We start from the raw sequence: 25,411 nt of genomic DNA on the forward strand, positions 1-25,411 counted from the left end.
CCCGGCAGGAGAAAGACGCATAACCCATGATCATCATCGTCTTCATTGTCGGCGTGATCGTGTTCGTCACCTACGGCCTCATCAACATGCCTTCAAAACAGGCACGCGCCATTTTCGATGCTCAGGGACCAAGCCCTGAGGGCATTCTCGACATCGACCGGGCCTATGTGGCTGATCTCCATGATCGATTCGGTGCCAGTGACTTCAGGTTGAAAGCGGTCCGCAACAAGCGTCTGGGCGCGGACATTGCCGAACGCTTTGGCGTGACACGCGCAAGGCTTGACGATACGCAGGCGCTCGGCGTGAGATTGCCGCAGTTAAAATTACTGGTTTCCTTTGAACCGGGGCGATATCGCCTTACAGAGGACGCCGCGCGACTGGCCATAAGCCAGGCGGAGAGGAAACAGACTTTGGAGAGTAAGCATCATGGGTGACACCGCTCAGCAAGCGTCGAAGGAAAAATGGGTCTATTCCTTCGGCGGTGGGTCCGCAGACGGCAATACCAAGATGAAGAACCTGCTGGGGGGCAAGGGCGCGAATCTCGCTGAAATGGCGACGCTGGGCCTTCCTGTTCCACCAGGCTTCACGCTGACGACGGCGGTCTGCACCGCCTATTATGATCGCGGCGAAACCTATCCGGATGGCCTGGAGGCGCAGGTCGATGCCGCGCTGGAAGCTGTCGAGCAGGAGACGGGCAAGACGTTCGGCGACGCCGACAATCCGCTGCTGGTCTCCGTGCGCTCTGGCGCCCGCGCCTCCATGCCTGGCATGATGGACACGGTGCTCAACCTCGGCCTGTCGGAAGTGACCGTCGAGGGCCTCGCCAAGAAGGCGGGGGAGCGCTTTGCCTATGACAGCTATCGCCGCTTCATCCAGATGTACTGCAATGTCGTTCTCGGCCTGAAGCACGACACGTTCGAGCACATTCTGGACGATTACAAAGAACGCCACGACTACAATCTCGACACCGATCTTCTGGCCGAGGACTGGAAAGAGATCATCGTCCAGTACAAGGCGGCGGTGAAGAAACAGCTCGGCAAGCCATTTCCGGACGATCCACGCAAGCAGCTCTGGGGCGCGATCGGCGCGGTCTTCGGTTCATGGATGAATGACCGGGCGATCCTTTACCGCAAGCTTAACGACATTCCTGCCGAATGGGGCACGGCCGTAAACGTGCAGTCCATGGTGTTCGGCAATATGGGCGACACGTCCGCGACCGGTGTTGCGTTCACCCGCGATCCGTCGACCGGCGAGAAGGTCTTCTACGGTGAGTTCCTCGTGAATGCGCAGGGCGAAGACGTGGTGGCCGGCATTCGCACGCCGGCGCCAATCTCCCGCTCACGCGCCGAGGCGCTCTCATCCGATGAACTCCCGCTCGAGAGCGCCATGCCGGCGGTCTACACCGAGCTGGTCGAAGTCGCGAACACGCTGGAAGCGCACTACCGCGACATGCAGGACATCGAGTTCACGGTCGAGGACAACAAGCTCTACATGCTGCAGACCCGCACCGGGAAACGCACAGCCGGTGCAGCGCTCAAGATCGCCGTCGACATGGCTGAAGAAGGCCTCATCAATGAGGAAGAGGCTGTGCTTCGCCTCATGCCGGGCCAGCTCGACCAGCTGCTCCACCCGACCATTGCACCGGATGCCAAGCGCGACGTGATCGTGAAGGGCCTGCCAGCCAGCCCCGGCGCGGCGGTCGGCAAGGTGGTCTTCGATTCCGATGAAGCTGCCGAGCTTGCCGAGAAGGGCGAGGACGTCATCCTGATGCGCGTCGAGACATCGCCTGAAGACATTCACGGCATGCATGCGGCCCGCGCCATCGTCACCTGCCGCGGCGGGATGACCTCGCACGCGGCCGTTGTGGCCCGCGGCATGGGGCGGCCTTGCGTCTGCGGCGCAGGCACGCTGCAGATCGACACCGCCAAAGGCATCTTCCGCGCGGGTGGGCGTGAGTTCAAAAAGGGCGATGTCGTCACGATTGACGGCGCTGAAGGCGAAGTGCTCGTCGGCGCCATCGACATGGTCCAGCCAGACCTTTCGGGCGATTTCGGCAAGCTCATGGAATGGGCGGACCGGGCACGTGGCCTGAAAGTTCGCACCAATGCCGAGACCCCGGCTGATGTTGAAACGGCCAAGAAGTTCGGCGCAGAAGGCATCGGCCTCTGCCGCACAGAGCACATGTTCTTCGACGCAGAGCGGATCCCGGTCGTGCGCTCGATGATCCTGGCTGAAAACAAGAAGGGCCGTGAGGCTGCGCTTGCCAAGCTTCTTCCGATGCAGCGCGGCGATTTTGCCGACATCTTCCGCATCATGGAAGACCGTCCCTGCACGATCCGCCTTCTCGATCCACCGCTGCACGAGTTCCTGCCGCATTCGGAAGAAGAGATGGCAGAGGTCGCAAAATCGGCTGGTGTCAGCGTCGAGATGCTGAAGCGCCAGGCCGACGATCTGCACGAAAGCAATCCGATGCTCGGCCATCGCGGTTGCCGCCTCGGGATCACCTATCCCGAGATCTATGAGATGCAGGCCCGCGCCATCTTCGAGGCAGCGGTCGAGGTCTCCAAGGAAACCGGCTACAAGCCGATCCCCGAAGTCATGATCCCGCTGGTCGCGACCCATAAGGAACTTGAAATCCTCAAGGCCCGCGTCGATGCGACGGCAAAGGCTGTGTTCAAGGAAACCGGGACAGAGCTCGAATATCTCGTCGGCACGATGATCGAACTGCCACGCGCCTGCCTGCAGGCCGGCAAGATCGCTGAATCTGCAGCCTTCTTCTCATTCGGGACAAATGACCTGACGCAGACGACGCTGGGCATTTCGCGCGATGACGCGGCCCGCTTTCTCAAGGCCTATGAAGAGCAGGGCATCTACGAGAAAGACCCGTTCGTCACGCTCGATCAGGTCGGTGTCGGTGAGCTCGTTCAGATGGCAGCAGAGCGTGGCCGCAAGACACGGCCCGATATCAAGCTGGGCATTTGCGGTGAGCATGGCGGCGATCCGGCATCGGTGATGTTCTGCGCCGCAATCGGCCTCGATTACGTCTCCTGTTCACCATACCGGGTGCCAATTGCCCGCCTCGCAGCGGCGCATGCGGCTCTTGGCAAGCAGGGCTCTTCATAGAATCAGGCGCGCAGACCGTGTAGGTCCGCACTTAAACACGGGTGCGGGGAACTGTAGTTTCCCCGCAACACTGCTTTTCGTTGATGAATTGCGCGCGTGTCGAACTCGGCGGCGGAAGCGGCTGAAATCACTCCGTTTTCCGAAAGTGTTCGCAACCGTACTAAACTGCACAGCCCTGAATCGGTTCCGTCTCTAACGGAAATGTAAGTCTTGAGGCGCAGCTTATCGTTGATATAGGCGCGGGTCGACCAATATCGGTGCCGGTAAGACACCTGTATAAGAGTGGCAGCCGGGCTGGTTTGGCCTGAATTTCGCTGCCATGAGAAATGAGCCGGGTTTAAGAGGGGGACAGGAATGTCACTCAGAACCAGAAGACAGAGTTCGCAATTCATTGCGGACACATCGCTTCGCAATCGTGTGCGCCGCTGGTGGCTGGCGAAGACCGATTCCGAACAGCGTTCCGCCGTGTCCCGCGCGGCGATGGTTTCCGCCTGCGCGATAGGCCTCAGCCTCGCGCTGCCTGCGATTTCCTCTGCCAATACGCAGAAGGAGGCCGAGGCCGATTTCCGTGAGCACACCATGCGTTTCGCAGCGGCACAGGATGGCGGCGACGCCGTGCGCGCCGACCCATCTGCGCCAGCCGTGATGCAGCATGAATGGCTCCGCAATGTGGAGTATTCGCTCGAACGTGACCCAAAATCCGCGCTGACCCGTTATGGCGGGCTGGAACGTGATGCAGCCGTGCTCGCTGGCATGAAGAGCTTTGAGCCTCTGCACCTTAAACGTGCCGAGGAAATGAGCGGCCAGATGCAGTGTCTCGCTGAAGCGGTCTATTACGAGGCGCGCTCTGAATCGACACAGGGACAGATCGCTGTCGCCGAAGTCATCATGAACCGCGTGCGCGATCATCGCTATCCGAACTCGGCCTGCGGTGTCGTCTATCAGGGCGCAACCCGGACCACGGGCTGCCAGTTCACATTCACCTGTGACGGCGCCATGGCGCGCGCCCCGCGCGGCTCGCGCTGGGAAGCGGCCAAGTCGATTGCAGCCCATGTCTATCTCGCACTCGATGAGCCACGCACGGGCGGGGCGACGCATTATCACGCCACTTATGTCAATCCGGTCTGGAACTCAGGCCTGATCCAGACATCGCGCATCGGCACCCATATTTTCTACCGCTTCCCACGCGGTGCCGAATGGGCGAGCGCCAAAGCCGCCGAGCGGGCCCGCATTGCTGAGGCGAAAGCGGACGAGACCGGTGCAGAGGCGACGATCATGACGGTCGAGTCCGACAGCACGCAGGATCTCAACGCGAAATCCCTGAACGTTCTCAGCCCAGCTCCATAAAGGCGCTACATGTCCGCTACACAGCTTTTCGAAGCCGTAGACACCTACATCAACAGCCTGTTTGCCGCCGACGATGCGGTGCTTAACCGTGCTGTCGAACGCGCACATCGCGCCGGTCTGCCTGAAATCCAGGTCTCTCCGGGCCAGGGCAAGCTGATCTATCTCCTCGCAAAGATGATCGGCGCCAAGCGCATCGTCGAAGTTGGTACGCTTGGGGGCTACTCCACGGTCTGGCTTGGACGCGCGCTGCCTGCAGATGGCCAGCTCGTCTCGATCGAGCTTGATCCGGCCCATGCCGCTGTCGCGCGTGAGACAATCAAGGATGCTGGCCTCAATGACCGGTGCGAGGTGATCGAAGGGCGTGGGCTTGATGAGATGCGCGCATTGGAGCCAAGCTTTGACCTCGTCTTCCTCGATGCAAACAAGGATGGCTACCCCGCCTATCTCAAGCAGGCCAAGCGCCTGTTGAGGAAGGGCGGGCTGATCGTGGCCGACAATGTCGTGCGCGAAGGCGCGGTGCTGGAGCCATCAAAGGTCGATCCGAATGCCATCGGCGCGGCGGCGTTCAACCAGGCGCTTGCCAGCGATACCGACCTTGAAGCGATCGTGCTCCAGCAGGTCGGCATCAAGGGTCATGACGGCCTCGCCATTGCGCGCGTGAAGGACTAGGCGACAAACCTAGTCGCGCGACGGCAGATTTTTCATCAATTGACGGCGCAGACGCCCCGGGATGAACCGCTGCGCGAACCTAACCTGTTGGGCGCGTTTGCCAGCCATATAATGAACGTCTTCGCCATGGGCCGCGTCCCAGGCGCGTTCAGCGGCAAGCTCGACCGGATAGACGTCCTGGCCCTGCTCGCGCAGCTCATCGCTTACTTTAGTGTTTGTCCGGTCGCCAGAGAACATGTCGAGGATCGGCGTATCGATCAGCCATGGCATGAGGCTCGTGACCCGGATGCCGATATTCGAGAACTCGACATCCAGCGCTTCAGTCAGACCGCGAACGGCAAACTTGGTCGCTGAATAGACAGCCATTTGCGGCCCGCCGACGACGCCCGCCGCAGACGCTGTGTTGACGATGCGCGCGCCCGGTGTGTTGCGAAGCAGGGGCAGGGCAGCGCCAACGCCGTTCAGCACGCCTTTGACGTTGATATCGACCATGAGGTCATTGTCTTCACCGGGAACGGTCTCGAACCAACCATGACGCGCAATACCAGCATTGTTGAACAGCACGTCCAGCTTGCCGCCTGTGGCCTCTGAAAAGTGCTCCATACCAGCGGTCCAGTCTTCGCGGGATCGCACGTCCAGTTTTTGCCAGACGCAATTTTCCTCACCGATTTCCTCGGCAATGGCTTTGAGGCCAGTCTGGTCGATGTCGTACAGGCCGACAAACCAGCTGCGCTCGGCGAACAGCTTGGCGGTGGCCTTGCCGATGCCGGATGCGGCGCCCGTGATAAAGATACTCTTGCGGCCTGCTGCTTTGGGCATCGGTGAACTTCCTCCGGTTCCGGCCCACTTCAGTCATGGGCCGTTTTAGCAGGGCGCACCTTCAGGCGACGTCGAGGCCCACGTCAAGGTTTGACGCTGAGTGAGTGAGCGCGCCGACGGAGATATAGTCGACCCCGGTCTCTGCGATCCCGGCAACCGTATCGAGGTTCACCCCGCCGGAGGCTTCAGCCTTGCAGGCACCGTCAATCATGGCGACGGCCTTGCGGAGGGTTTCATTGTCCATATTGTCCAGGAGGACCGCATGCGGCTTGTAGGGCAGGGCCTCTTCGAGCTGCGCCAGCGTATCGACCTCAATCTCGATCATACGCAGATGGCCTGCATAGGCGTGGGCCCGTTTCAGGGCTTCGCTGATCGAGCCGCAGGCGGCGATATGGTTGTCCTTGATCAGGATGGCATCGTCCAGGCCATAACGATGGGATGTACCACCGCCGCAGCGCACGGCGCGCTTCTCAACCGCGCGGTGTCCCGGCGTGGTCTTGCGCGTACAGACAATCGTGGCGTTGGTCCCGGCGACCTTCTCCACGAAGGCGCCCGTCAGCGTGGCGATACCGGAGAGGCGGCCAAGAAAGTTCAGCATGGTGCGCTCTGCGATCAGGATGGAGCGGGCCGGGCCGGACAGGGTGGCGATTGCCGCGCCGGGCGACAGCTTGCCTGCGTCATGGATAGCCACCTCAAGCGAGACCGACGGATCGACCAGTTTCAGCGCATAGGCGGCGGCGTCCATCCCCGCCAGGATGCCGGGCTTGCGGGCATTGATCGTGGCGCGCATCTCTGTGCCCGGCGCAATCGTCGCATCGGTGGTCAGGTCGCCTGCACGGCCAAGGTCTTCGGTGAGGGCAAGCCGCACGATCGGGTCCAGGATAAGGTCAGGCAGCGGCGGTGGGAGGGGCATCAGATGGTCTCTTTCGATACGGCCACCTCGGATGAGATGAGGAATGTCCGCGCTGAATTTGGCGCGCTGCCCGGAAAGTCGGACCGGAAATGACCGCCGCGGCTTTCCTCGCGGTCAAGCGCAGCGACGGCGATCAGCCGTGATGCGAGAAGCGCGTGGGCCGGGCCGTAGGTCTCGATCTGCGTGTCGATCAGATCGACGAGCGCCCGCAAGTCCTCACCTTTGCGAACGACGCCGCATTGTGCAGCCATGGCGCGGCGAAGATCCTGCAGCGTGTCGGTGGGGAGGTCGTCAGGGACATCCGCCCAGGATGGGCCGGGCGTGCCGAGGTCGTTCTTGTGGAGACGTTCTGCGATACGGGCAGAGAAGACCACCGCTTCCAGAAGCGAGTTCGAGGCAAGCCGGTTGGCCCCGTGCGCGCCGGTCGAGGCGCATTCGCCGCAAACCGAGAGCCCGTCCAGGGTGGAGCTGCCCCACGAATCGGCCACCACACCGCCCATATGATAATGCGCCGCCGGGGCGACCGGGATCGGCTTGACGCGCGGATCGATCCCTGCAGCCATGCAGGCGGCAAAGACGGTCGGGAAATGGGCGGGGAAGTCTTCGCCAACGGCCTCTGTCGCATCGAGAAACGCGCCGCGGCCCGCCTTGATTTCGCTATCGATGGCGCGAGCAACTTCGTCGCGGGGCGCAAGCTCTGCCTTCTCATGATAGCGGGCCATGAAAAGCTCGCCCTTGCCATCGCGCAGGACCGCGCCCTCACCGCGCAGCGCCTCGGTGGCGAGCGGGGCCGGATCAAGCCCGACATCCATGGCGGTCGGGTGAAACTGGACAAATTCGGTATCGGCGACCAGTGCGCCTGCCGACCATGCCATGGCGAGGGCATCGCCGCGCGATTGCGGCGGATTGGTCGTGACGCGGAAAAGTCCGCCAGAGCCGCCCGTGCAGAAGATCGTCTCGCGGGCCGTCATTGGATGAAGCCGGCCCTTGCGGTCGCGGGCGATGACACCGGCGACGCGGCCATGATCATCCTGCAGCAGGCCGACGGCGCGATAGGGCTCAACGAGGTCGATGTGCTCGCCCGCCTGCACGGCGGTCGTCAGCGCGCCCATGATTGCCTTGCCTGCAAGGTCGCCAGCAACGCGCGCAACGCGCGGCACCGAATGCGCAGCCTCCAGGGACAGCGACAATGCCCCTTCAGGGGTGCGGTCGAACGGCACGCCGAGCTCGATGAGGTCCAGAACGCGGGCGGGCCCTTCTTCTGCGATTAGTTTGGCGATGACGGGGTCGACGAGCCCTGCGCCAGCCGCGACGGTATCCTTAGCGTGCGCATCGGCCGTATCGAGCGGGTCAAGTGCGGCCGCAAGCCCGCCTTGCGCCCAGGCAGAGGAGGCAGCCTCGCCCAGCGGGGCAGGGGCGATCACTGTGCACTTGCGCGGGGCAAGACGGAGCGCCAGGAACAGCCCGGCAAGGCCTGCGCCCACAATCAGGATATCACGCTCTCCAGCGGGAGCTTCGGCCTTCACTCTGCGGGTATTGGCCATGTCTCAGCGTCCCCGGCCGGTCAAGAAATGGCACCGTCCGCGCGTTGCCAGACCGCCGGATAGAAATCTGCGCCAACCAGCACGCCGCTCATGCGCGAAGCGGACTGAATCCGAAGCTGAAAACTGTCTGGCGTATAGAAAGCGGACGGTTCGCCCTGAAGGAATGTCTGGATCTCTGACCTGATCGTCATAGCGTCTCCATTAACCGTGGCCGTGCATGTCTGTTGGACGACATAGGTGACGTCGATCGAGGGGCAATCCTGTCGCGCGGTCAATTCGCACCCAAACACGTTTTTGGTGTCTGTGGGGGTCAGCCGGGCCTGGCCATCAAATGTGCAGGCCTGGTGGAGGTCCGCTTCGAAAACCCAGTTGCCAGCCAGTGTTGCCGGGGTGTCGCCATCTTGCCCAAGCGCAGCTGGCCCAAGCGCAGCGGGCGCGAGGCACAAGGCCGACGCCACCAATATTCGGGATCTTCGGCAGCTCATGAAATGCCTTCTTCGGCGCGGATGAACTCAACCGGCGCTGTCGCCGCAGAGACCAGAGAGCCATACATGCGGCGCGCGTCCTGAACCGTCAGGGCAAAATTGTCGGGCACATAGACGAGGCCCTCGGCCTTGGACTCGACGACTTGTTCGATATCCGATCGGATGGACACCTGATTGTTGAAGCGCCGCGCCTTGCAGCTCTGTACCACGACCGAGCGCCCCCACATCGAGCAGACCTCAACCGCCGTCAGCTCGCAATTATAAAGCCCCTCTTCGGGGTGCGGCTTCAGGCGCGCGGTCCCGGACATGATGCATTGTCCATTGCGATAGGGTTTGGTCTGAAAACTCCAATTGCCAAGCACATCGCCGGGATCGCGATCTTGCCGGGCCTGCGCAGTGGCTGGGACCATGCTGGCAAGCGCAAGGGTCAGGCAAGCAAGGCTCAGGCGTTTCAGCATGCAAACTCTCTTCGTCTCTTGGCCCCGCTGACAATAGCAAAGACTGTCAGCGGGGGACTTTCAGGGCGTCACGATGCCGAAATAACTTCAATCTCCATCGGGGCGAGTCCCGTCTCGAAGGCGAGCGGCTTTTCGGTCTTCGGCAGGTTGAGCATCGCATCAATCGCCGCCTTGGCCCGGATGCGCACATCCTCCTCGATCTCGACCACATGCTTCATGTCATTGAGGCAGTCGAGAATGTTCTCCAGCGTGATCCGCTTCATGTGCGGGCAGAGATTGCACGGACGCACAAAGTTCACGCCGGGGTTCTCTGCGGCGACATTGTCGCTCATCGAGCACTCGGTCAGAAGGACGACCTTGTTGGGGCTGTTATCCTTCACATAATTGGCGAGCGCCGAGGTCGAGCCTGCAAAGTCGGCGGCCTGAAGCACGTCTGGCGGGCATTCAGGGTGGGCAAGGATCATGACGCCGGGGTGGGCCTCGCGAAGCTGGCTCACATCGTCGGCGCTGAAAAGCTCATGCACCTCGCAGGCGCCGGGCCATGTGATGATACGGATATCGGTCTGCGCGGCGACATTCATTGCAAGATACTGGTCGGGAACCAGAATAACGGTGTCGGTGTCCCATTCCCTGGCGATGGCTTCGACCACCTGCGCCGCGTTGGAGCTGGTGCAGGTAATGTGGCACTCGGCCTTCACGTCGGCAGTCGTGTTCACATAGGTGACGACCGGATAGTTGGGATAGCGTTCCTTGATCAGGCGCACATCCGGCCCGGTGATAGAGGCGGCCAGCGAACAGCCCGCTTCAAGGCTCGGGATCAGGACGGTCTTCTCAGGAGCGAGGATCTTGGAGGTTTCGGCCATGAAGTGGACGCCGGCCTGAACGATGATGTCGGCATCAACATCGGCGGCCTCGCGGGCGAGCTGCAGGCTGTCGCCGCGAAAATCGCCAACCAGACGGAAGATATCCGGCGTCATGTAATTGTGCGCGAGAATGACGGCGTTCTTTTCCGTTTTCAGCCGGTTGATCTCGGCAACGAGCGGCGCAATCGCTGGCCATTCCATTGGCGTGATAAAGTCCGAGACGAGCGGATATAGCTCATCGGTCTTCGCCTTGATCTCATCTGTATAGGCAAGCCCGCGCTCTTCAGCAGCGTTCTTTGCGCGAACAGGGGTCGGTGTCGGGCACCCGGGTCCGGAGTCGATTAGTCTGGCCATGTCGTGTCCTCCACGCTTTTGCTCAATATGAGCATTAACTGGGTATTGATAGGTGAGATTTCAAGTCTCTCCGCGATGGAAGGGAAGAAATCACGCCAAAACCCGCCCCTTATAGGCTGGGTGAGCAAAAGCGATCTAGTTTACCGGATCTTGTCTGGCAAGGGTCATGTCAATTTTGCGACAAAAGGGCGGATATGCGCCTGCGTCGATGACGGTCATTGGCGCTAGTTGTCGAGCAGCCGCGCATACCAGGCTTCGACATCCGCTTCGACCAGCCGCAGGGGCCGTGGGCCGCCATCCAGAATGACGGCGTTGAACCGGGAAGGCTCAAACCGGGACCCAAGGACCGCTTCGGCGCGGGTGCGGATATCGATGATGCGCCGGCGCCCGGTAAAATAGGACGCGGCCTGCCCCGGCCACACCATGTAGCGCAGGACCTCCTTTTCCATCGCGGCCCGCGGAAGGCCCGTCGTGTCGACCAGATAGGAGACCGAATTTTCATATGACCAGCCGCGCGAATGAAGACCGGTGTCCACGACAAGTCGCGCCGCCCTGAAAAGAATGGATTGGAGATAGCCGATACGACCAAGCGGGTCGTCGCTATAAAGTCCTGCGCTATCGGCAAGATCTTCGGCATAGGTCGCCCAGCCTTCGCCATAGGCCGTGTCCCAGATCATCTGACGAAGCAGGGGGTTGCGCGTCTGCAGCGCGGTCATCGTGCTCTCGACATGATGGCCTGGCACGCCCTCATGATAGACCAGTGTGGGCAGGGTGAAGGGGGGCCAGTCTTCACCATCGCTCAGATTTATCATGAAGAGCCCCGGGCTGCTGCCATTGGCGGTGGCGGCCGTGTATGAGGCCCCGCTGAAAGTTGCTTCCTCAAAGGCCGGCATCCGGGTCACGACGAGACTCGCCGGCGACGCTCCATCAACGATCCGGGGGAGCGCATTATCGGCCTTCGACACAAGACTGCGAAGTTCACGCAGCACTTGCGGCCGGGTCTCGGCGGTCAGGTCCAGGGTCTGTTGCGGCGTGGACGCGAGATAGGAAAGCCGCTGTTCGACGCTGCCGCCTGTCAGGCCGAGCGCTTCGAATTGGGCGTCGATTTCCTCCCGGATCTGGCTGACGGCCTGAAGGCCTTCCTCGTGCAGGAAATCAGGATCGACGCCCGCACGCGTATAGAAAGCAAGGAGGTCCTCATAATAGGCCTCGCCATCAGGCAGCGCAGAAAGCCCGGCGGTGACAGGGGCGCCAAGCTGAAGCTGCCGCACCTTATCTGCAAAATCGATATAGGCCGGGATGACCTCATCAAGCATGAGGCGGGCGGCCGCCGCGCGGTACTGGTTGGCAGGGCGGCCGGTCGAGGCGTCGAGTCCGCCAACGACATTGCCGAAGGTCTGTATCAGGGGGTGGGTCTGGACAGGCTGGCTCGCAAACTCGCGAAGATGGCGCTCCAGCTCCTCCAGAACGATACGCGGGGGCAGGATGCCGCTATCGGCATCAGAAATGAGACGGCGCTTTTCGTCGGCAATGGCGTCGGGCAGGGCCGCAAGCCGGGCAAGATAGTCTGCCGCATCCTGGTGCGAACGTAGTGGCTGTCCGGATATCAACAGGTCTGGCACCTCGATCCAGGCCCCGCTCAGCTGATCGACGGCGTAGGGCCGCGCAACCCCGAGGCCATAGCGGCCAAATCCGTAAGCTTCGAGCTCGGTGAGCGCTTCATAATGCTCCCGGATAATCTCCACGTGGCGCGCAAGCTGGCTGTCGCCTGGAATCTTCGGCGTCGAGGCCAGCCTGTTGAGAAGCTCTATGCGTAACAGCCGGGTGCGCTCGAACCGGGCCTGCGAGCGATCATCGAGGACATCACTGAAGGACTGGCGAAGCGCATCCTCATCAAGGCCAAGCCGGGTCGCCGTCTCTGGCGACAGGGCGAGTTCCGCCTTTGCCGTGTCGTCGAAAACGCTGTTGATATCGCGCACGATACGCCGGGCGATACCGTCTTCATTGACCGCAGGCGCGCAAGCCGACAGCAGCCCCATCATCACGAGGCCCAGAACTGGGCGCATTCTTGCAAGCGATCTGACAGGTTTCATAAGGTGCGAATATCCGCATGGGTGAGACGGGCGTAAGGCGGGCAGCTGAATAGCTGCTCGGCGGTTGTGAGCGTCTGGCTTATCCGGTACACCGCGCCGGTCAATCAATGGAGTGTTCCCGTGGCAAATTCCCAGTCGGCACAGCCCTCTCAGCTTAGCGGGCAAGTGCTTTTCTATTCGAACCCGCAGCCCCTGAACGTCGACAAGCATGGCGGCCTTGGTCTCAAGCAGATCGAAAAGCCATTTTCGTTCCTTGGCAAGGCTCATGCTGTGCCGCTGACTGTGAACGAATTCGGTCTGGCTGCGACGTCTTATCCGGTCATCTTTGTCGGCGCCGACAAGATGCCGATCGGCGCGATGGGCGTGCGCGAGAACGAAAACCTTTACGTCAAGGACGGCCAGATCGATTCCGATTTCTACGTTCCTGCTTTTGCCCGCCGCTATCCGTTCGTGTTTGCCAATGACACGACGCAGGAGCGCCTTGTTCTTTGCGTCGACCGCGATGCGCCGATGGTAACGAACAAGCCTGAAATTCCGTTCTTCACCGATGGTCAGCCGTCGGAGTTCACGACCAATGCGATGAACTTCTGCCGGGATTTCGAAGGCCAGCGCCGCCGCACCGAAGAGTTCGTCAAGGAAATGGACAAGCTCGGCCTCTTCTCAGAGCGCACAGCGAGCTTCCAGCCGCGCGACAATCAGGGCAACAGCACAGGCGAATCACAAGTTGTCGCCAAATACTGGTCGATCGACGAAGAGAAACTGAACGCCCTGCCAGATGCAAAGCTCGTTGAGCTTCAGCGCAACGGCATGCTCGGCGCGTGTTTCGCCCAGATCATGTCTCTTCTGAACTGGTCGCGTGTCATCAACCGTGCCCTGCGCGCCCAGTCGAATGAGGCCGTGCAGGAGCCACAGGGCGGTTCAACCGGCCCAAGCCTGCAGATCTGATCTCTGATCACCTGTCTTCAATCTATTCGAAATCCGGTCGGGCCTTTTGAGAAGGTCCGGCCGTTTTGATATGGGGCAGGCGAGGTATCACGATTGCGCGAGATGACGCGGTGACCCATCCACTTTGCCTGCCCGGTGTCCTAACTAGGCGGGGCAAACAGATAGAGTTCGAACACATGACAAGAATCCTACCAGCCATTCTTGCTCTCTGCCTGGCGGCGGTGTCGCTTCCGGCGGCATCTGCCCAGCCAGTGGATGGCGGTCATGCGCGTGTCGAGCTTATCTCTGAACGTGACGTCGCGATCCCCGGTGAGACCGTCTGGTTCGGTCTCGGCTTCGAGATGGATGAGGACTGGCACATCTACTGGAAGAATGCGGGTGATGCCGGCATTCCGCCGCGCGCCTATTGGGACGAACAGACCACGATCTCTGAGGACGAGATTGGCGAAATTGACTGGCCGCTTCCCGAGCTGATCCCCGTCGTCGATGGCGAGATCATGGATTATGGCTATAGCGGCACGGTCGTGCTGCCGTTTCCGGTTCAGATGCCGCAGGCGTCTGACGACCCCGTGCGCCTTGGCGGCACGATCGACTACCTCATTTGCAAGGACATCTGCATTCCGGAATCGGTCGAGGTCTCTGCCAGCATCGAGATCGGCAACGAGCAAGTGCCTGACCGTGCAAATGCCGCAAGGATTGCAGATGCGCTGGCCGATGTGCCTGCGCTCTTTGAAGGCGAGACCAGCCTCACAGCTGACGGCGACGCGTGGGTCCTTTCTGCGGCGGGCGGCGAGCTTGCCGGTGTCTCGGGCGACACGCGTTTTTTCCCCGACAGCCATGCGATCGTTCATGCGGCTGCCCAGCCAGCCACCTTCGGGTCTAACGGGCTGACACTTCGACTGACGCCGATTCGAGACGGTCCGCCAGAAACACTGACCGGTGTTATCCGCGTTGCGACCGGAGGCGATGAGCCAGTTGCCGTGCGCGTTTCAGCAGAGCCCGGCGAAATCCTGGCGGCAACTAGCGGACAGGGCACGTCCGGCGGCGAAGCGGGCTCAGGCGCGGGCGACAGCGCTGGTGCAGGTACGGCTGGATCTGGCCTTGGCATCAATCTCTTTCTGCTTATCGGCTCAGCGCTGCTTGGCGGGCTTATCCTGAACCTCATGCCATGCGTCCTGCCGGTCCTGTCGATCAAGGCAATCGGCATGGTCCAGGCGGCCGCCAGCGGCGAGCGCGGTGAGCTACGAAAACACGGCCTCTGGTACACGTTCGGTGTCATGCTGAGCTTTGCGGCGACAGGCCTTGCCTTCATCATGCTGCGCGCGGCGGGCCAGTTCGTCAGCCTTGGTTTCCAGCTTCAATACCCGGCCGTCGTTGCCGCGCTCGCGCTCGTCATGGTGCTGATCGGACTCTGGCTGCTCGGCCTCTTCAATCTCGGCACGTCGATGCAGAATGTCGGCTCGGGGCTGGCGGCGCGCCAGGGCAGTGCAGGGGCCTTCTTTACTGGTGTGCTTGCTGCCGTCGTCGGCGCGCCCTGTGTCGGGCCGTTTGTGGTCGGCGCCCTTGGCGCGGTCCTCAATGAGCCATGGCCCATCGTCATGCTGGTCTTCCTGATGCTTGGCTTTGGTCTGGCATTGCCTTTCCTGGTGTTGAGCTTCGTGCCCGGTCTGCACCGATCATTGCCCAAGCCCGGCCTCTGGATGGAGCGGCTTAAGCAGGCCTTTGCCTTCCCGATGTTCCTGACGGCCGCATGGCTGATCACCGTTCTCGGCGATCATCCAGCGGCGGGTGCGACAGCGTTTGGCGCGGTCATTCTGGCTTTCGGCGTCTGGCTGGTCAGCGTTGCGGGTGGCCGCCTTCGGACTGGCATACTGGCTGTCGGCGCTATTCTGGCCGTTATCGGCATCATCTGGCCGGTTGCGACAGGCTTTGAGGACGGCCCCGAGGCAAGTGCTTCGGACTCCTCCTTTGCGGGCCTCGAAACCGAGCCATGGTCGCCAGAGCGGGTCGATGAGCTTGTCTCGGAAGGCCGCGGCGTCTTCGTCGACTTCACCGCATCATGGTGTGCGACCTGTCAGGTCAACAAGCGCACGACGCTTACCAAGCCGGACGTGCTTGAGGCCATGGCGGACGCAAATGTGAGCTTTCTCATCGCGGATTTCACCCGTCCCGATGATGACATTTCAGACGAGCTGAAGCGGCGTGGAAGTCCCGGCGTTCCGATGTATCTTCTTTATGCACCGGGTGAGGCGGAGCCGGAAGTTCTGCCGACACTGCTCAATCCGGCCATGATGAAACGCAAGCTTGCTGAGTTTTGATTTTTCTTAGCCCCACCTGAAAGGACTTTGAGATGAAAGCACTGACCCGCAGGAATTTTGGCCTCGCCTCCGGCATGGCCGCAGCCGTCGCGCTTAGCGCAGGCGCCATGATCGCCTTCTCCGCGTCCGCAGCGCCTGCCGCCGAACCCGGTTCGATGGCGCCAGACTTTACCGGCACAACCACAACAGGCGAAGAGATTTCGTTGTCTGACTTTGAAGGCCAGACCGTCATCCTCGAATGGACCAATGATGGCTGTCCCTTCGTGCAGAAACATTATGCCGCCCCGCCGAAGAACATGCAGGGGCTGCAGTCGCGCGCGGATGAGGACGACATAGTCTGGCTCCAGATCATCTCGTCTGCGCCCGGAAAGCAGGGCCATGTCGATGCCGAGGGTGCCGAAGCGATCAATGCCGGCCGCGATGCCATGCCGACCCATGTCATCCTCGATCCCTCTGGCGACATCGGCCGCCTCTATGAGGCCAAGACCACCCCGCACATGTTCGTCATCGAGCCTGGCAGCGAGATCGCCTATGCGGGCGCCATCGACTCAATTCCAACATCTCGGGTCGAAGACATCGAAGCGGCCGAGAACTATGTGACAGCAGCTCTGGATTCGATGGCCGCCGGAGAGCCTGTCCAGACGACCTGGGCGAAACCTTACGGCTGCTCGGTCAAGTACTAGTCGCGGCTAGCGACCCCTCGAAAACGAAGAGACCCTGCGGAAAGTTCGCAGGGTCTCTTTTTATTTGATTGCTGTGATTTGTCGGACGAGGCCGGAGCCAGCCCTATTTCACGCGCTCGGCGCGGAATGGAAGTCCGTCATCAAACTTCATCATGAAGCTGCCAAAGGCGGCAGACTTGATGGTCACCGTCTTCACGCCGCGTCGCTTCGAATAATAGACCTGCTTCTGGTCGGTCTGTTGCCAGACCTGTCCGTTCTCCAGTGTGACGTACATCTGGCCCCTCGGCGTTTGCGCGACAGCCGCAACCGGATGGGTGACCTCCTTGAGTTCGCCCTCATCCCTGAAAACGGACGAGGCGAGCCCCGGAAGGCTGGGGATGGAGAAGCCGAACGATTCGCGCCTGACTTCCTCGACTTCATCGCGTGTCACAACGATGGCTTCACCAGCCTCTTCAGCCGATTTCAGCCGGCCAACGGCGTCATCATAACAGGCAAGGCGCGCCTCATTTTCCGAGATCTCGGCGCACGCATAGACGGCGCTTGTCGACGCCGATGGCGCCTCCTGCGCTGCAACTGGCAAGACGATGCCCAAGAATAGAACGCTAAGAGGTATTGTATGTCGCATGGCTGTTCATCCAGTACTCAAGTGGGGCGCGCTATCTTTCCAAGCACGAAGTTGCATGAAACACTAAACCGAACAGGAAATCACGGGAACTCATGATGAAATCTCTCAAATCCACGCTCCTCTCGGCTGGCGCAGCCGGTCTTGTCTTCACCCTGGCTGCCTGCGGCGGTGGCGGGAATGGCGGCGACGGCAGCGAAAGCGGCGAGGAAGCAGCGGTCCTGCGGCGCGGCATCTCGGCCAAGGTAGACACGCTGGACCCTCATCGTTCCTCGGCCAAATGGGAAAATATCGTGATTTCCGACATGTTCGTCGGGCTTATGACCATTACGCCTGATCGCGAAGTCATCCCGGGCGTTGCTCAGAGCTGGGAGACGAGCGAGGACGGCCTGACATGGACGTTCAATCTGAAAGAGACCCAGTGGTCCGACGGCGAACCGCTCACCGCTGACGATTTCGTCTACGCCTTCCGCCGCATCCAGAACCCGGAAATCGCGTCGCAATACTCGTCGCTTCTTTACATCGTGAAGAATGCGGCCGCGGTGAATGCAGGCGAGCTGCCACCCGAAGAGCTCGGCGTGCGCGCCATCGATGACTACACGTTCGAGATCACGCTGGAAGAGCCAGCCCCTTACCTGCCGGGCCTTCTGACCCATTACACGACCTATCCGGTGCCCGAACACATCGTCGAGCAATATGGCGAGGCCTGGATCCAGGCAGACAACATTGAGGTCAACGGGCCTTACAAGCTCGCTTACTGGCGCACAGGCGACCAGCTGGTGACCGAAAAGAACCCTCTCTACTATGAGGCGGACGAGCTCTGTTTCGACCGCGTCGCCTATTTCGAGATCGAAGACGCCGCAGCTGTCGAGCGCCGCATTGAGGCTGGCGACCTCGACATCAATAATGGCTTCGATGGCGGGCGCACCGAAGAGCTTGAGGCGAAATTCCCTGGATGGGTGCGCACCACGCCCGGTCTCATCACCACCTACTGGACGTTCAATTCCAGCCAGGCGCCTTTCGATGATGTCCGCGTTCGCAAGGCCCTGTCGCTGGCGCTCGACCGCGAGTTCATCGTCGACCGCGTGCTGACCCCTGGTTACGTCCCAGCCTATTCCTTCGTCCCGCCGAAGATGAGCAATTATGAGACCGAGCGGCCGCAAGTGAGCTTTGTCGACATGTCCCGTGAGGAGCGGCTGGCAGAAGCCCGCTCCCTGCTGGAAGAGGCAGGCTACGGCCCGGACAATTCGCTGACCTTTGAGTTCATCCACCGCTCGACCGATGACAATCCGAAAGCCGCGCCGGTGGCACAGGCGAACTGGAATGAGATCGCGCCATGGGTCGATGCCCAGATCCTTCGCCAGGACACCAAGGTCCTCTATGCACGGCTTCGCCAGTCAGATTTCGAAGTGGCCGATGGCGCCTGGGTTGCCGATTTCGATGATCCGGTGAACTTCCTCTATCTGCTGGATAGCGAAACCGGTCAGCAGAACTATGGCCGCTATTCCAACCCGGAATATGATGCCCTGCTGGCAGAGGCGAGCCGCACACGCGATCTCCAGGCCCGCGCGGAAATCTTTGCCGAAGCCGAGGCCCTGATGCTTGAGGACTATCCGATTACGCCGATGTGGGTTCAGGTCACCAAGAACCTCGTCGATCCAGAGCTGACGGGCTGGGCTGAAAATGCGCAGGATGATCACCTTTCGCGCTGGCTCTGCCGCCCTGGTCTTGAGCCATCAACAATAGACGAGCCGGTAGCGGCAGAAGAAGACTAGGCCGACAAGGGGGCAGGGGGACATGAGTGACGAACTGGAAACGGCAGGGCTGGCCTCTGCCGGTGCCCTTTCGGCTGGCGGCACCGCTGACCTGCAGGGCCAGCCGTGCCGCAATTGCGGCACGCAGGTGGACGGGCGCTATTGTCCTGCGTGCGGACAGCTGGCGGCGAGCTTCCACCGCCCCGTGCTGTCCCTCGTTGCCGAAACGATCTCCGACAGTCTTGCGCTGGACGGCCGTATCGCGCGGACACTTCCAAGGCTCCTTTTTCGTCCGGGCCGGCTCAGCCGCGATTACAGTGACGGCAAGCGGTCACGTTACGTGCCGCCTTTCCGGCTCTTCCTGCTTTCGAGCCTTCTTTTCTATTTCGTCGTTTTCGCCTTTGTCGGGTCGGCGAGTTTTCTCGACACATCCGACTGGCAGCTAAATGGCGGCAACCCGTTGAGCGCCGATGAGCGTTCGGCCGTCATCGATTATGTCTTGGAGAATGAGGACGCCGAGCCCGGCGATCTGGAAAACTTCCTTGAGGGCTTGCGCGATGGCGCGGCAGATCAGGAAGTGGTGCCGGAGGCCAATGATGAGCCCACTGGGGAGGAGGCAGGCGCCTCAACTCCTGATCAGCCAGTTGAACCGGAGGCCGACCGGTCGGCTGAAGAGCTGAGAGCTGTCGTCCAGGAAATTATCGATAACCCAAAACTGTTCCTGGCCGCGATTGAGAACTGGGCCCCACGCCTCAGTCTTCTGCTCGTGCCCCTGACGATTCTGGCGCTGGCGCTCATCTATTCATGGCGCCGCAAGATCTATGTCTACGACCATGCAATCCACGCGCTTCATCTGCACAGCTGGATGTATCTGGCGTCCACGGCGGCGCTCGGCCTCGCGGCTTTGCTCGGTAGTTGGGTCGCAGCGTTTTATATCCTGTCGGTGCCGATCTACACCACGTTCAGTCTGCGCGGCGCTTATGGAACGGGAATATTCAGCGCCATGCTGCGCACAGCATTTCTCTGCTTCTTCTGGCTGGTCTGCTTGCTCTCACTCGTTGTGACGGTCTTCATAATTTCGGCGCTCTCCGTCTAGCTGACGATCAATTTGCAACCAGATTTCGACTTTGGGGCGCAAATTTGTCGACATCAATGCAACAGTCGTCAGAAAAACGTCACGGTTTCGTCACTTTCAATTGACGCCGCGAAACGCGCACGAGTACCAGTGAACGATAGGCCGCTCTTTGAGGGGGCGGTTGCCAATTTGGCACGTGAGAGTAAATCTGGAGGTTCATAGTGAACGCAAATACACTCAAGAAGCAGCTTCTGACTTCGGCGGTCTTTGCCGGCGCAGCGATGACGGTGTTTTCCGCACCGGCATTTGCGCAGGATGACGTCGATCGCGTCGAAGCCCCTGCTTCGGTAGAAGCTGAAGCGCGTCAGCAAACAGTTGTTGTTACTGGCTCGCTCATCCCGTCGTCCAGCAACCTGACGTCGACCAGCCCAGTGACCGAGATTGGTGCCGAGCAGTTCGACATCCGCGGTACTGTGAAAGCTGAAGACCTCATCAACACGCTTCCGCAAGCATTCGGTGCCCAGGGCTCGAACCTCGCAAACGGTGGTACCGGTACTGCGTCGATCAACCTTCGCGGTCTTGGTTCCTCACGTACGCTGGTTCTGATGAACGGCCGCCGCCTGCCTTACGGCTCGCTCAACATTGCTGCACCAGACATCAACTCGATCCCGACCCAGCTCGTCGAGCGTGTTGACGTCCTGACCGGTGGCGCCTCGGCGACCTACGGTTCTGACGCTATCTCCGGTGTCGTGAACTTCGTCATGAATGACGATTTCGAAGGCTTCCGCATCGACGGCAATTACAGCTTCTTCCAGCATAACAATGATGGCGAGCTGCAAGGCCTTCTGGAAGAGTTCAATGCGATCAACCCAAGCCAGTACGAGGTTCCAAGTGGTAGCACGGTTGATGGCGAAACAGTCGACATCACCATCATGGCTGGCGGCGCATTCGACAATGATCGCGGCCACGCAACGGCTTTCGCAAGCTATTCGAACGCCAATGAAGTGCTCCAGGGCGACCGTGACTACTCCCAGTGTGCGCTCAGCACACGCAATAGCGGCAACGCGTTCACCTGCTCGGGTTCGGCAACGAACCAGTTCACCAACCTGCTTTCGCTCGGCGGCACGCTGCCGGACGGTTCGTGGGCGCGCGTGAACCCGAATGCTGGCACGTTCATTCCACGTGACTTCGTTTCTGATACGTTCAACTTCAACCCGTTCAACCACTTCCAGCGTCCGAACGAAAAGTACACGTTCGGCACGTTCCTGAACTATGACATCTCGGACAATATCGAAGCCTATGGCGAGTTCATGTTCGTCCAGAACGAAACGAATTCCCAGATCGCACCTTCCGGTGTCTTCGGCTACGGTGTTGCTGGCGGCAATGGCGGCCTGAACTGTGACAACCCGTTCCTCTCTGCTCAGCAGAAGGATTACATCGGTTGTAACGCACCTGGTGTCGCTGCTGACGCAATTCTCGGCGTTGGCGACTTCCTCGCTCTTCGCCGGAACGTTGAAGGCGGCCCTCGTAATCAGGACATCCGTCACCAGACCTTCCGCAATGTTATCGGTATCCGCGGTGACCTCGAAGGCACCTCCGTTGGCTATGACGTGTACGCGTCCTACGCCAAGGTTGTCCGTTCGGAAGTCTACAACAACGACCTGTCGATCCGTAAGCTGTCCAACGCGCTTTATGCCGTTCCAGATGGCAATGGCGGTGTGACTTGCGCGGTCAACGTCGATGCTGACCCAGTGAACGACGATCCTAACTGTGCGCCATACGATATCTGGTCCGGCAACGCGCCGTCCCAGGCAGCGCTCGACTATATCGTCAGCCCGCTGAACCGTAATGGTGACACGACGCAGACGGTCATCTCGAGCAAGCTGTTCGGCTCCTTTGCTGACCTGAACATCGCTTCGCCAATGGCGACCGATGCTCCGGGCTGGGCTGTTGGTGCTGAGTACCGCCGTGATACGATCGACTCCAACCCAGACGCAGCCTACCAGTCCGGTGACGGCGCTGGTCAAGGTGGCCCGACAACGGCTATCTCCGGTTCGCAGAACGTCATCGACATCTTCGCAGAGCTTGACATTCCGCTGGTGCAAGAGCGTCCAGGCATCTATGACCTGAACCTCGACCTCGCCTACCGGAAGTCGTTCTACGACAACGTAGATTCCGATGCGTACAAAGCTGGTCTGACCTACGCACCGACCCCGGACTTCCGTGTCCGCGGTTCGTATCAGCGTGCGGTTCGTGCGGCGAACATCTTCGAACTGTTCTCAACTCAGTCGATCGGTCTGTTTGACCTCGACAATGGTGACCCATGCGGTGCGCTTCCAGGCGAGACCCCGGAATTCACGCAAGCACAGTGTGTGAACACCGGTCTCGACCCTGCAAACTACGGGTCGCAGAGCCTGATCAACCCGGCTGGCCAGTACAACACCTTTGGTGGCGGCAACCCGGAGCTTGATCCAGAAGAATCCGACACCTTCACCGTCGGTTTCGTTGCAACGCCGAGCTTCCTCAGCGGTCTCACCGTGTCGCTCGACTACTTCGACATCGAAGTGGAAGGCTACATCAACACAGTGCCAGAGGAAGTTTCCCTCCAGCAGTGTGGTCTGACGGGCAATGCGTTCTTCTGTGGTCTGGTAAATCGTGGTGCCGGTGGCACGCTGTGGGCTGGTCAAACCGGCTTCATCACGGCGACCAACGTCAACACGGGTAGCCTCGCAACAAGCGGTTACGACCTTCAGGCGAGCTACACGCTCGACACCGAAGCTGCAGGCGCTTTCACCTTCGACTATGTCGGCACGTACCTGGAAAGCCTTGAGTTCCAAGCGCTTCCAGACGCGAATGTTACGCCGCCGGTTGACTGTGTCGGCCTTTACGCCGGTGCTTGCCAAACCAACTTCGGTACGGGTGCAAACCCAGATTACCGCCACAAGGCCAGCGTCACCTGGGCGCCGATCGGTGGTAATCTCTCCGTGACCAGCACGTGGCGCCATTACGCCAAGGTTGATCAGGCATCTGACAACCCAGCCAAGGTCAACGAGTCGCTGAATGCCCAGAACTATCTGGACCTCTCAGCCGCTTACAACATCCTGGAGAACACGCGCGTCCGTGTCGGTGTGAACAACCTCACCGACGAAGATCCGCCAATCGCTTCGGTTGTTGGTACGGCTCCGGGTAACGGTAACACCTACCCACAAGTGTACGACGCTCTTGGTCGTTACGTCTTCTTCGGTGCGACGGTCGACTTCTAGATCTGACCGGACACTGAATACGAAACTGGGAAGGGCGGCCTCATGGGCCGCCCTTTTCACTTGTGGGCGAAAGGTTGGCGATAAGAGGCCGCGCGCGCTATGAGCGCCACATGACCCGCAATAAACCTGTTCCTCATATTTCCGACGAAGACCGCGACTTCGTGTGCGGCCTGCTCATCCATGAGGATGGTCAAATCCTGGTGTTCAACAAGCCGCCGGGGCTTGCCGTCCAGATCGCTGGAGGACGTGGCAGGTCGCTGGATTTCCTGCTCTGGGCGTTCGCAAAGTCCAGCGGGAAGCGTCCGCGCCTCGTGCACCGTATCGATACAGGCACGTCCGGCGTCCTCATCGTCGCCAGAACCAAGCCTGCCGCCGCGCATCTCTCCGCTGAGTTCTCTGAGCGCCGGGCCAGCAAGACCTACCGTCTGCTGGTTGGCGGCGACGTGCCTGCCGGCGATGAAGGCAGACTTGAAACACCGCTTCTCAAAGTGCCGTCAGACCGCGGCGGGCGTGAAAAGATGATTGCCGCCCAGCAAGGACAGACCGGCGCGCTCAGCGCAGAGACAGGATGGACAATCCTCGCCCGAAGCGGCCCGCACGCCTTTATTGAGGCGCGGCCCGTCACAGGCCGCATGCACCAGATCCGCGCGCATATGGCGACGCTCGGCTGCCCGATCCTTGGCGACCGGATATACGGGACGGGACAACTCTCGGCAGAGCGCCTGATGCTGCACGCAGCCTGCCTTGAGATCACCCATCCAGACGGACAGGCGCTCAAACTGGAAGCGCCCCTGCCTGAGGACTTCAAAGCCCAGGCAGAGGCGCTCGATTTGCCGGTTTCGAACTGATATCAGCCAGCTGGTTCCAGACGGATCAGGCGGCCGCCTGGATCGTCTTCCAGCACATAGATCGCGCCGTCCGGGCCTTGCTCGACCTCTCGGATACGCTTGTCCCACTCATAGCGCTCAGCTTCAGTCGCCGTCGTCTCCATCGTGCTCGACTGACCGCCGGAGCCTTGATTGTCGAGCGGGGTCTGCTGGAATTCGACACGGATCACCGCCCTGGAGGAGAGACCGCCAATAAACGCATCGCCTTGCCAGTCGCTGAACATGTCGCCGTCATAGATGATCAGACCGGCAGGGCTGATCACCGGCGTCCAGGAGAGGGCCGGGTTCTCATAGATCGGATAATCCTCATGGTTTCCGAAGAAGGGCTTGCCATTGTAGTGCTCGCCATTGGAAACAATCGGATAGCCGTAATTCTCGCCCTTCACGATCAAGTTCAGCTCATCGCCGCCTGCCGGGCCCATCTCATGCACCCAGAGCTGGCCGTCTGCGTCGAAAGCGACGCCCAGCATGTTGCGATGGCCAAGCGACCAGACCGTGTCGGCCACCGCGCCATTGCCATAGAAGGGGTTGTCTTCCAGCGGCTCACCATCGGTCGTTACGCGGACCACCTTGCCCATGTTCAGCGCCATGTTCTGTGCCGGGCTGAACTTCTGGCGGTCACTGGATGTGATGATCAGATTGCCATCAGGCGCGACGGCGAGGCGGTGGCCGTAATGGCCGTTGCCCGGCACTTTCTGTGACTGTTCCCAGATGCGGGTGCGGTCCGACAGGGCGCCGCCATCTTCTGTCAGGCTCAGCGTCGCGCGCTCGACCACCGCGCCGCTGAGGCTGTTATCGGCCGCGTCACGCTCCACATAGGAGATGAAGACCGTGCCGTTAGAGGCAAAATCAGGGTGAATGATGATATCGCCAAGGCCGCCCTGGCCGCGCATCTCGACGTCCGGGACATTGGCGAGCTGACCGAGTTTCTTGCCATCTGCGCCAAGCAGCCAGAGGTCGCCGTCCTGTTCTGTGACAAGCGCATGGCCGTCCGGCAGGAAGGCCATCGCCCATGCGCCGTCGAATGTTTCGAGCGCCGTGGCGGTAAGCTCGGTACCGTTTGTACCGGTGACACTCATTGTCTGTGTATCGGATTGCGCGGCGGCGCCAAGCGTAAGGGCAGGGGCCGCCACTGCGGCGAGCAGCAGGGTGCGGGAAATCGAAGAGACCATTGCGGGACCTTTCTGGCTGGCTGG

Annotated in this window: 20 protein-coding genes; 11 read left to right on the forward strand and 9 right to left on the reverse strand. The window is 60.7% G+C overall.

What is annotated here, in order from left to right:
- Positions 1–26: 26 nt before the first annotated feature.
- From F550_RS0100900 to F550_RS0100915, 4 genes are all read left to right on the forward strand, one after another.
- Positions 27–434 carry a hypothetical protein gene (locus tag F550_RS0100900; RefSeq protein ID WP_018146637.1) on the forward strand — a complete coding sequence of 136 codons (408 nt, stop codon included), beginning with the start codon at positions 27–29 and terminating at the stop codon, positions 432–434.
- Complete coding sequence (gene ppdK, locus F550_RS0100905; protein WP_018146638.1) at positions 427–3,123, forward strand: pyruvate, phosphate dikinase; 2,697 nt, start codon at positions 427–429, stop codon at positions 3,121–3,123. Before F550_RS0100900 ends, ppdK begins: the two co-directional genes overlap by 8 nt.
- Positions 3,124–3,477: 354 nt before the next feature.
- A complete protein-coding gene (locus tag F550_RS0100910; protein ID WP_018146639.1) occupies positions 3,478–4,470 on the forward strand; it encodes a cell wall hydrolase in 993 nt (330 codons plus the stop codon).
- 9 nt (positions 4,471–4,479) lie between these two features.
- Positions 4,480–5,139, forward strand: a complete 660-nt coding sequence (locus tag F550_RS0100915; RefSeq protein ID WP_018146640.1) for an O-methyltransferase — start codon at positions 4,480–4,482, stop codon at positions 5,137–5,139.
- Between the two features lie 9 nt (positions 5,140–5,148).
- Here the strand turns inward: F550_RS0100915 and F550_RS0100920 are convergent, their stop codons facing one another.
- The 7 genes from F550_RS0100920 to F550_RS0100950 all read right to left on the reverse strand — a co-directional run bounded on the left by F550_RS0100920 (position 5,149) and on the right by F550_RS0100950 (position 12,641).
- Positions 5,149–5,958 (reverse strand): SDR family oxidoreductase, encoded by an 810-nt coding sequence (locus F550_RS0100920; RefSeq protein ID WP_018146641.1) that lies wholly within the window; start codon positions 5,956–5,958, stop codon positions 5,149–5,151.
- Positions 5,959–6,019: 61 nt separating this feature from the next.
- Complete coding sequence (nadC, locus tag F550_RS0100925; RefSeq protein ID WP_018146642.1) at positions 6,020–6,871, reverse strand: carboxylating nicotinate-nucleotide diphosphorylase; 852 nt, start codon at positions 6,869–6,871, stop codon at positions 6,020–6,022.
- Positions 6,871–8,415: an L-aspartate oxidase gene (locus F550_RS0100930; protein WP_018146643.1), complete on the reverse strand. Its 1,545-nt coding sequence runs from the start codon at positions 8,413–8,415 to the stop codon at positions 6,871–6,873. The genes nadC and F550_RS0100930 overlap by 1 nt, the downstream gene beginning before the upstream one ends.
- A gap of 20 nt (positions 8,416–8,435) precedes the next feature.
- Entirely contained in the window at positions 8,436–8,861 is a 426-nt protein-coding gene (locus F550_RS0100935) for a hypothetical protein (protein WP_018146644.1), read from the reverse strand.
- 35 nt (positions 8,862–8,896) lie between these two features.
- Positions 8,897–9,358, reverse strand: a complete 462-nt coding sequence (locus F550_RS0100940) for a hypothetical protein (RefSeq protein ID WP_018146645.1) — start codon at positions 9,356–9,358, stop codon at positions 8,897–8,899.
- Positions 9,359–9,426: 68 nt separating this feature from the next.
- Positions 9,427–10,575, reverse strand: a complete 1,149-nt coding sequence (gene nadA, locus F550_RS0100945) for a quinolinate synthase NadA (protein WP_018146646.1) — start codon at positions 10,573–10,575, stop codon at positions 9,427–9,429.
- Between the two features lie 224 nt (positions 10,576–10,799).
- The gene (locus F550_RS0100950; protein ID WP_018146647.1) at positions 10,800–12,641 is read right to left on the reverse strand and encodes a DUF885 domain-containing protein; all 1,842 of its coding nucleotides are present in this window, start codon (positions 12,639–12,641) and stop codon (positions 10,800–10,802) included.
- A 147-nt stretch (positions 12,642–12,788) separates the two neighbouring features.
- Between F550_RS0100950 and F550_RS16470 the strand changes: the two genes are divergently transcribed.
- From F550_RS16470 to F550_RS0100965, 3 genes are all read left to right on the forward strand, one after another.
- A complete protein-coding gene (locus tag F550_RS16470) occupies positions 12,789–13,613 on the forward strand; it encodes a SapC family protein (RefSeq protein WP_156807775.1) in 825 nt (274 codons plus the stop codon).
- A 176-nt stretch (positions 13,614–13,789) separates the two neighbouring features.
- Complete coding sequence (locus F550_RS0100960; RefSeq protein WP_018146649.1) at positions 13,790–15,931, forward strand: protein-disulfide reductase DsbD family protein; 2,142 nt, start codon at positions 13,790–13,792, stop codon at positions 15,929–15,931.
- Positions 15,932–15,963: 32 nt separating this feature from the next.
- Positions 15,964–16,614 (forward strand): redoxin domain-containing protein, encoded by a 651-nt coding sequence (locus F550_RS0100965; protein WP_018146650.1) that lies wholly within the window; start codon positions 15,964–15,966, stop codon positions 16,612–16,614.
- 103 nt (positions 16,615–16,717) lie between these two features.
- Here F550_RS0100965 and F550_RS0100970 read toward each other — a convergent pair whose 3' ends face one another.
- Positions 16,718–17,194, reverse strand: coding sequence for a hypothetical protein (locus F550_RS0100970; RefSeq protein ID WP_156807776.1), 477 nt, complete (start codon positions 17,192–17,194; stop codon positions 16,718–16,720).
- Positions 17,195–17,331: 137 nt separating this feature from the next.
- On the opposite strand from F550_RS0100970, the gene F550_RS0100975 reads away from it, so the two are divergent.
- The 4 genes from F550_RS0100975 (at position 17,332) to F550_RS0100990 (ending at position 24,176) form a co-directional block, all read left to right on the forward strand.
- A complete protein-coding gene (locus F550_RS0100975) occupies positions 17,332–19,011 on the forward strand; it encodes a peptide ABC transporter substrate-binding protein (RefSeq protein WP_018146652.1) in 1,680 nt (559 codons plus the stop codon).
- Positions 19,012–19,033: 22 nt separating this feature from the next.
- Positions 19,034–20,086, forward strand: coding sequence for a DUF3667 domain-containing protein (locus tag F550_RS0100980; protein WP_018146653.1), 1,053 nt, complete (start codon positions 19,034–19,036; stop codon positions 20,084–20,086).
- A 200-nt stretch (positions 20,087–20,286) separates the two neighbouring features.
- Positions 20,287–23,328, forward strand: coding sequence for a TonB-dependent receptor domain-containing protein (locus F550_RS0100985; protein ID WP_018146654.1), 3,042 nt, complete (start codon positions 20,287–20,289; stop codon positions 23,326–23,328).
- A 110-nt stretch (positions 23,329–23,438) separates the two neighbouring features.
- A complete protein-coding gene (locus F550_RS0100990) occupies positions 23,439–24,176 on the forward strand; it encodes an RluA family pseudouridine synthase (RefSeq protein WP_018146655.1) in 738 nt (245 codons plus the stop codon).
- A 2-nt stretch (positions 24,177–24,178) separates the two neighbouring features.
- On the opposite strand, the gene F550_RS0100995 is transcribed toward F550_RS0100990, so the two are convergent.
- Positions 24,179–25,387, reverse strand: a complete 1,209-nt coding sequence (locus F550_RS0100995) for a PQQ-dependent sugar dehydrogenase (protein ID WP_018146656.1) — start codon at positions 25,385–25,387, stop codon at positions 24,179–24,181.
- Between the last annotated feature and the right edge of the window lie 24 nt (positions 25,388–25,411).

The sequence above is a fragment of the Henriciella marina DSM 19595 genome, assembly GCF_000376805.1.
Lineage (GTDB): Bacteria > Pseudomonadota > Alphaproteobacteria > Caulobacterales > Hyphomonadaceae > Henriciella > Henriciella marina.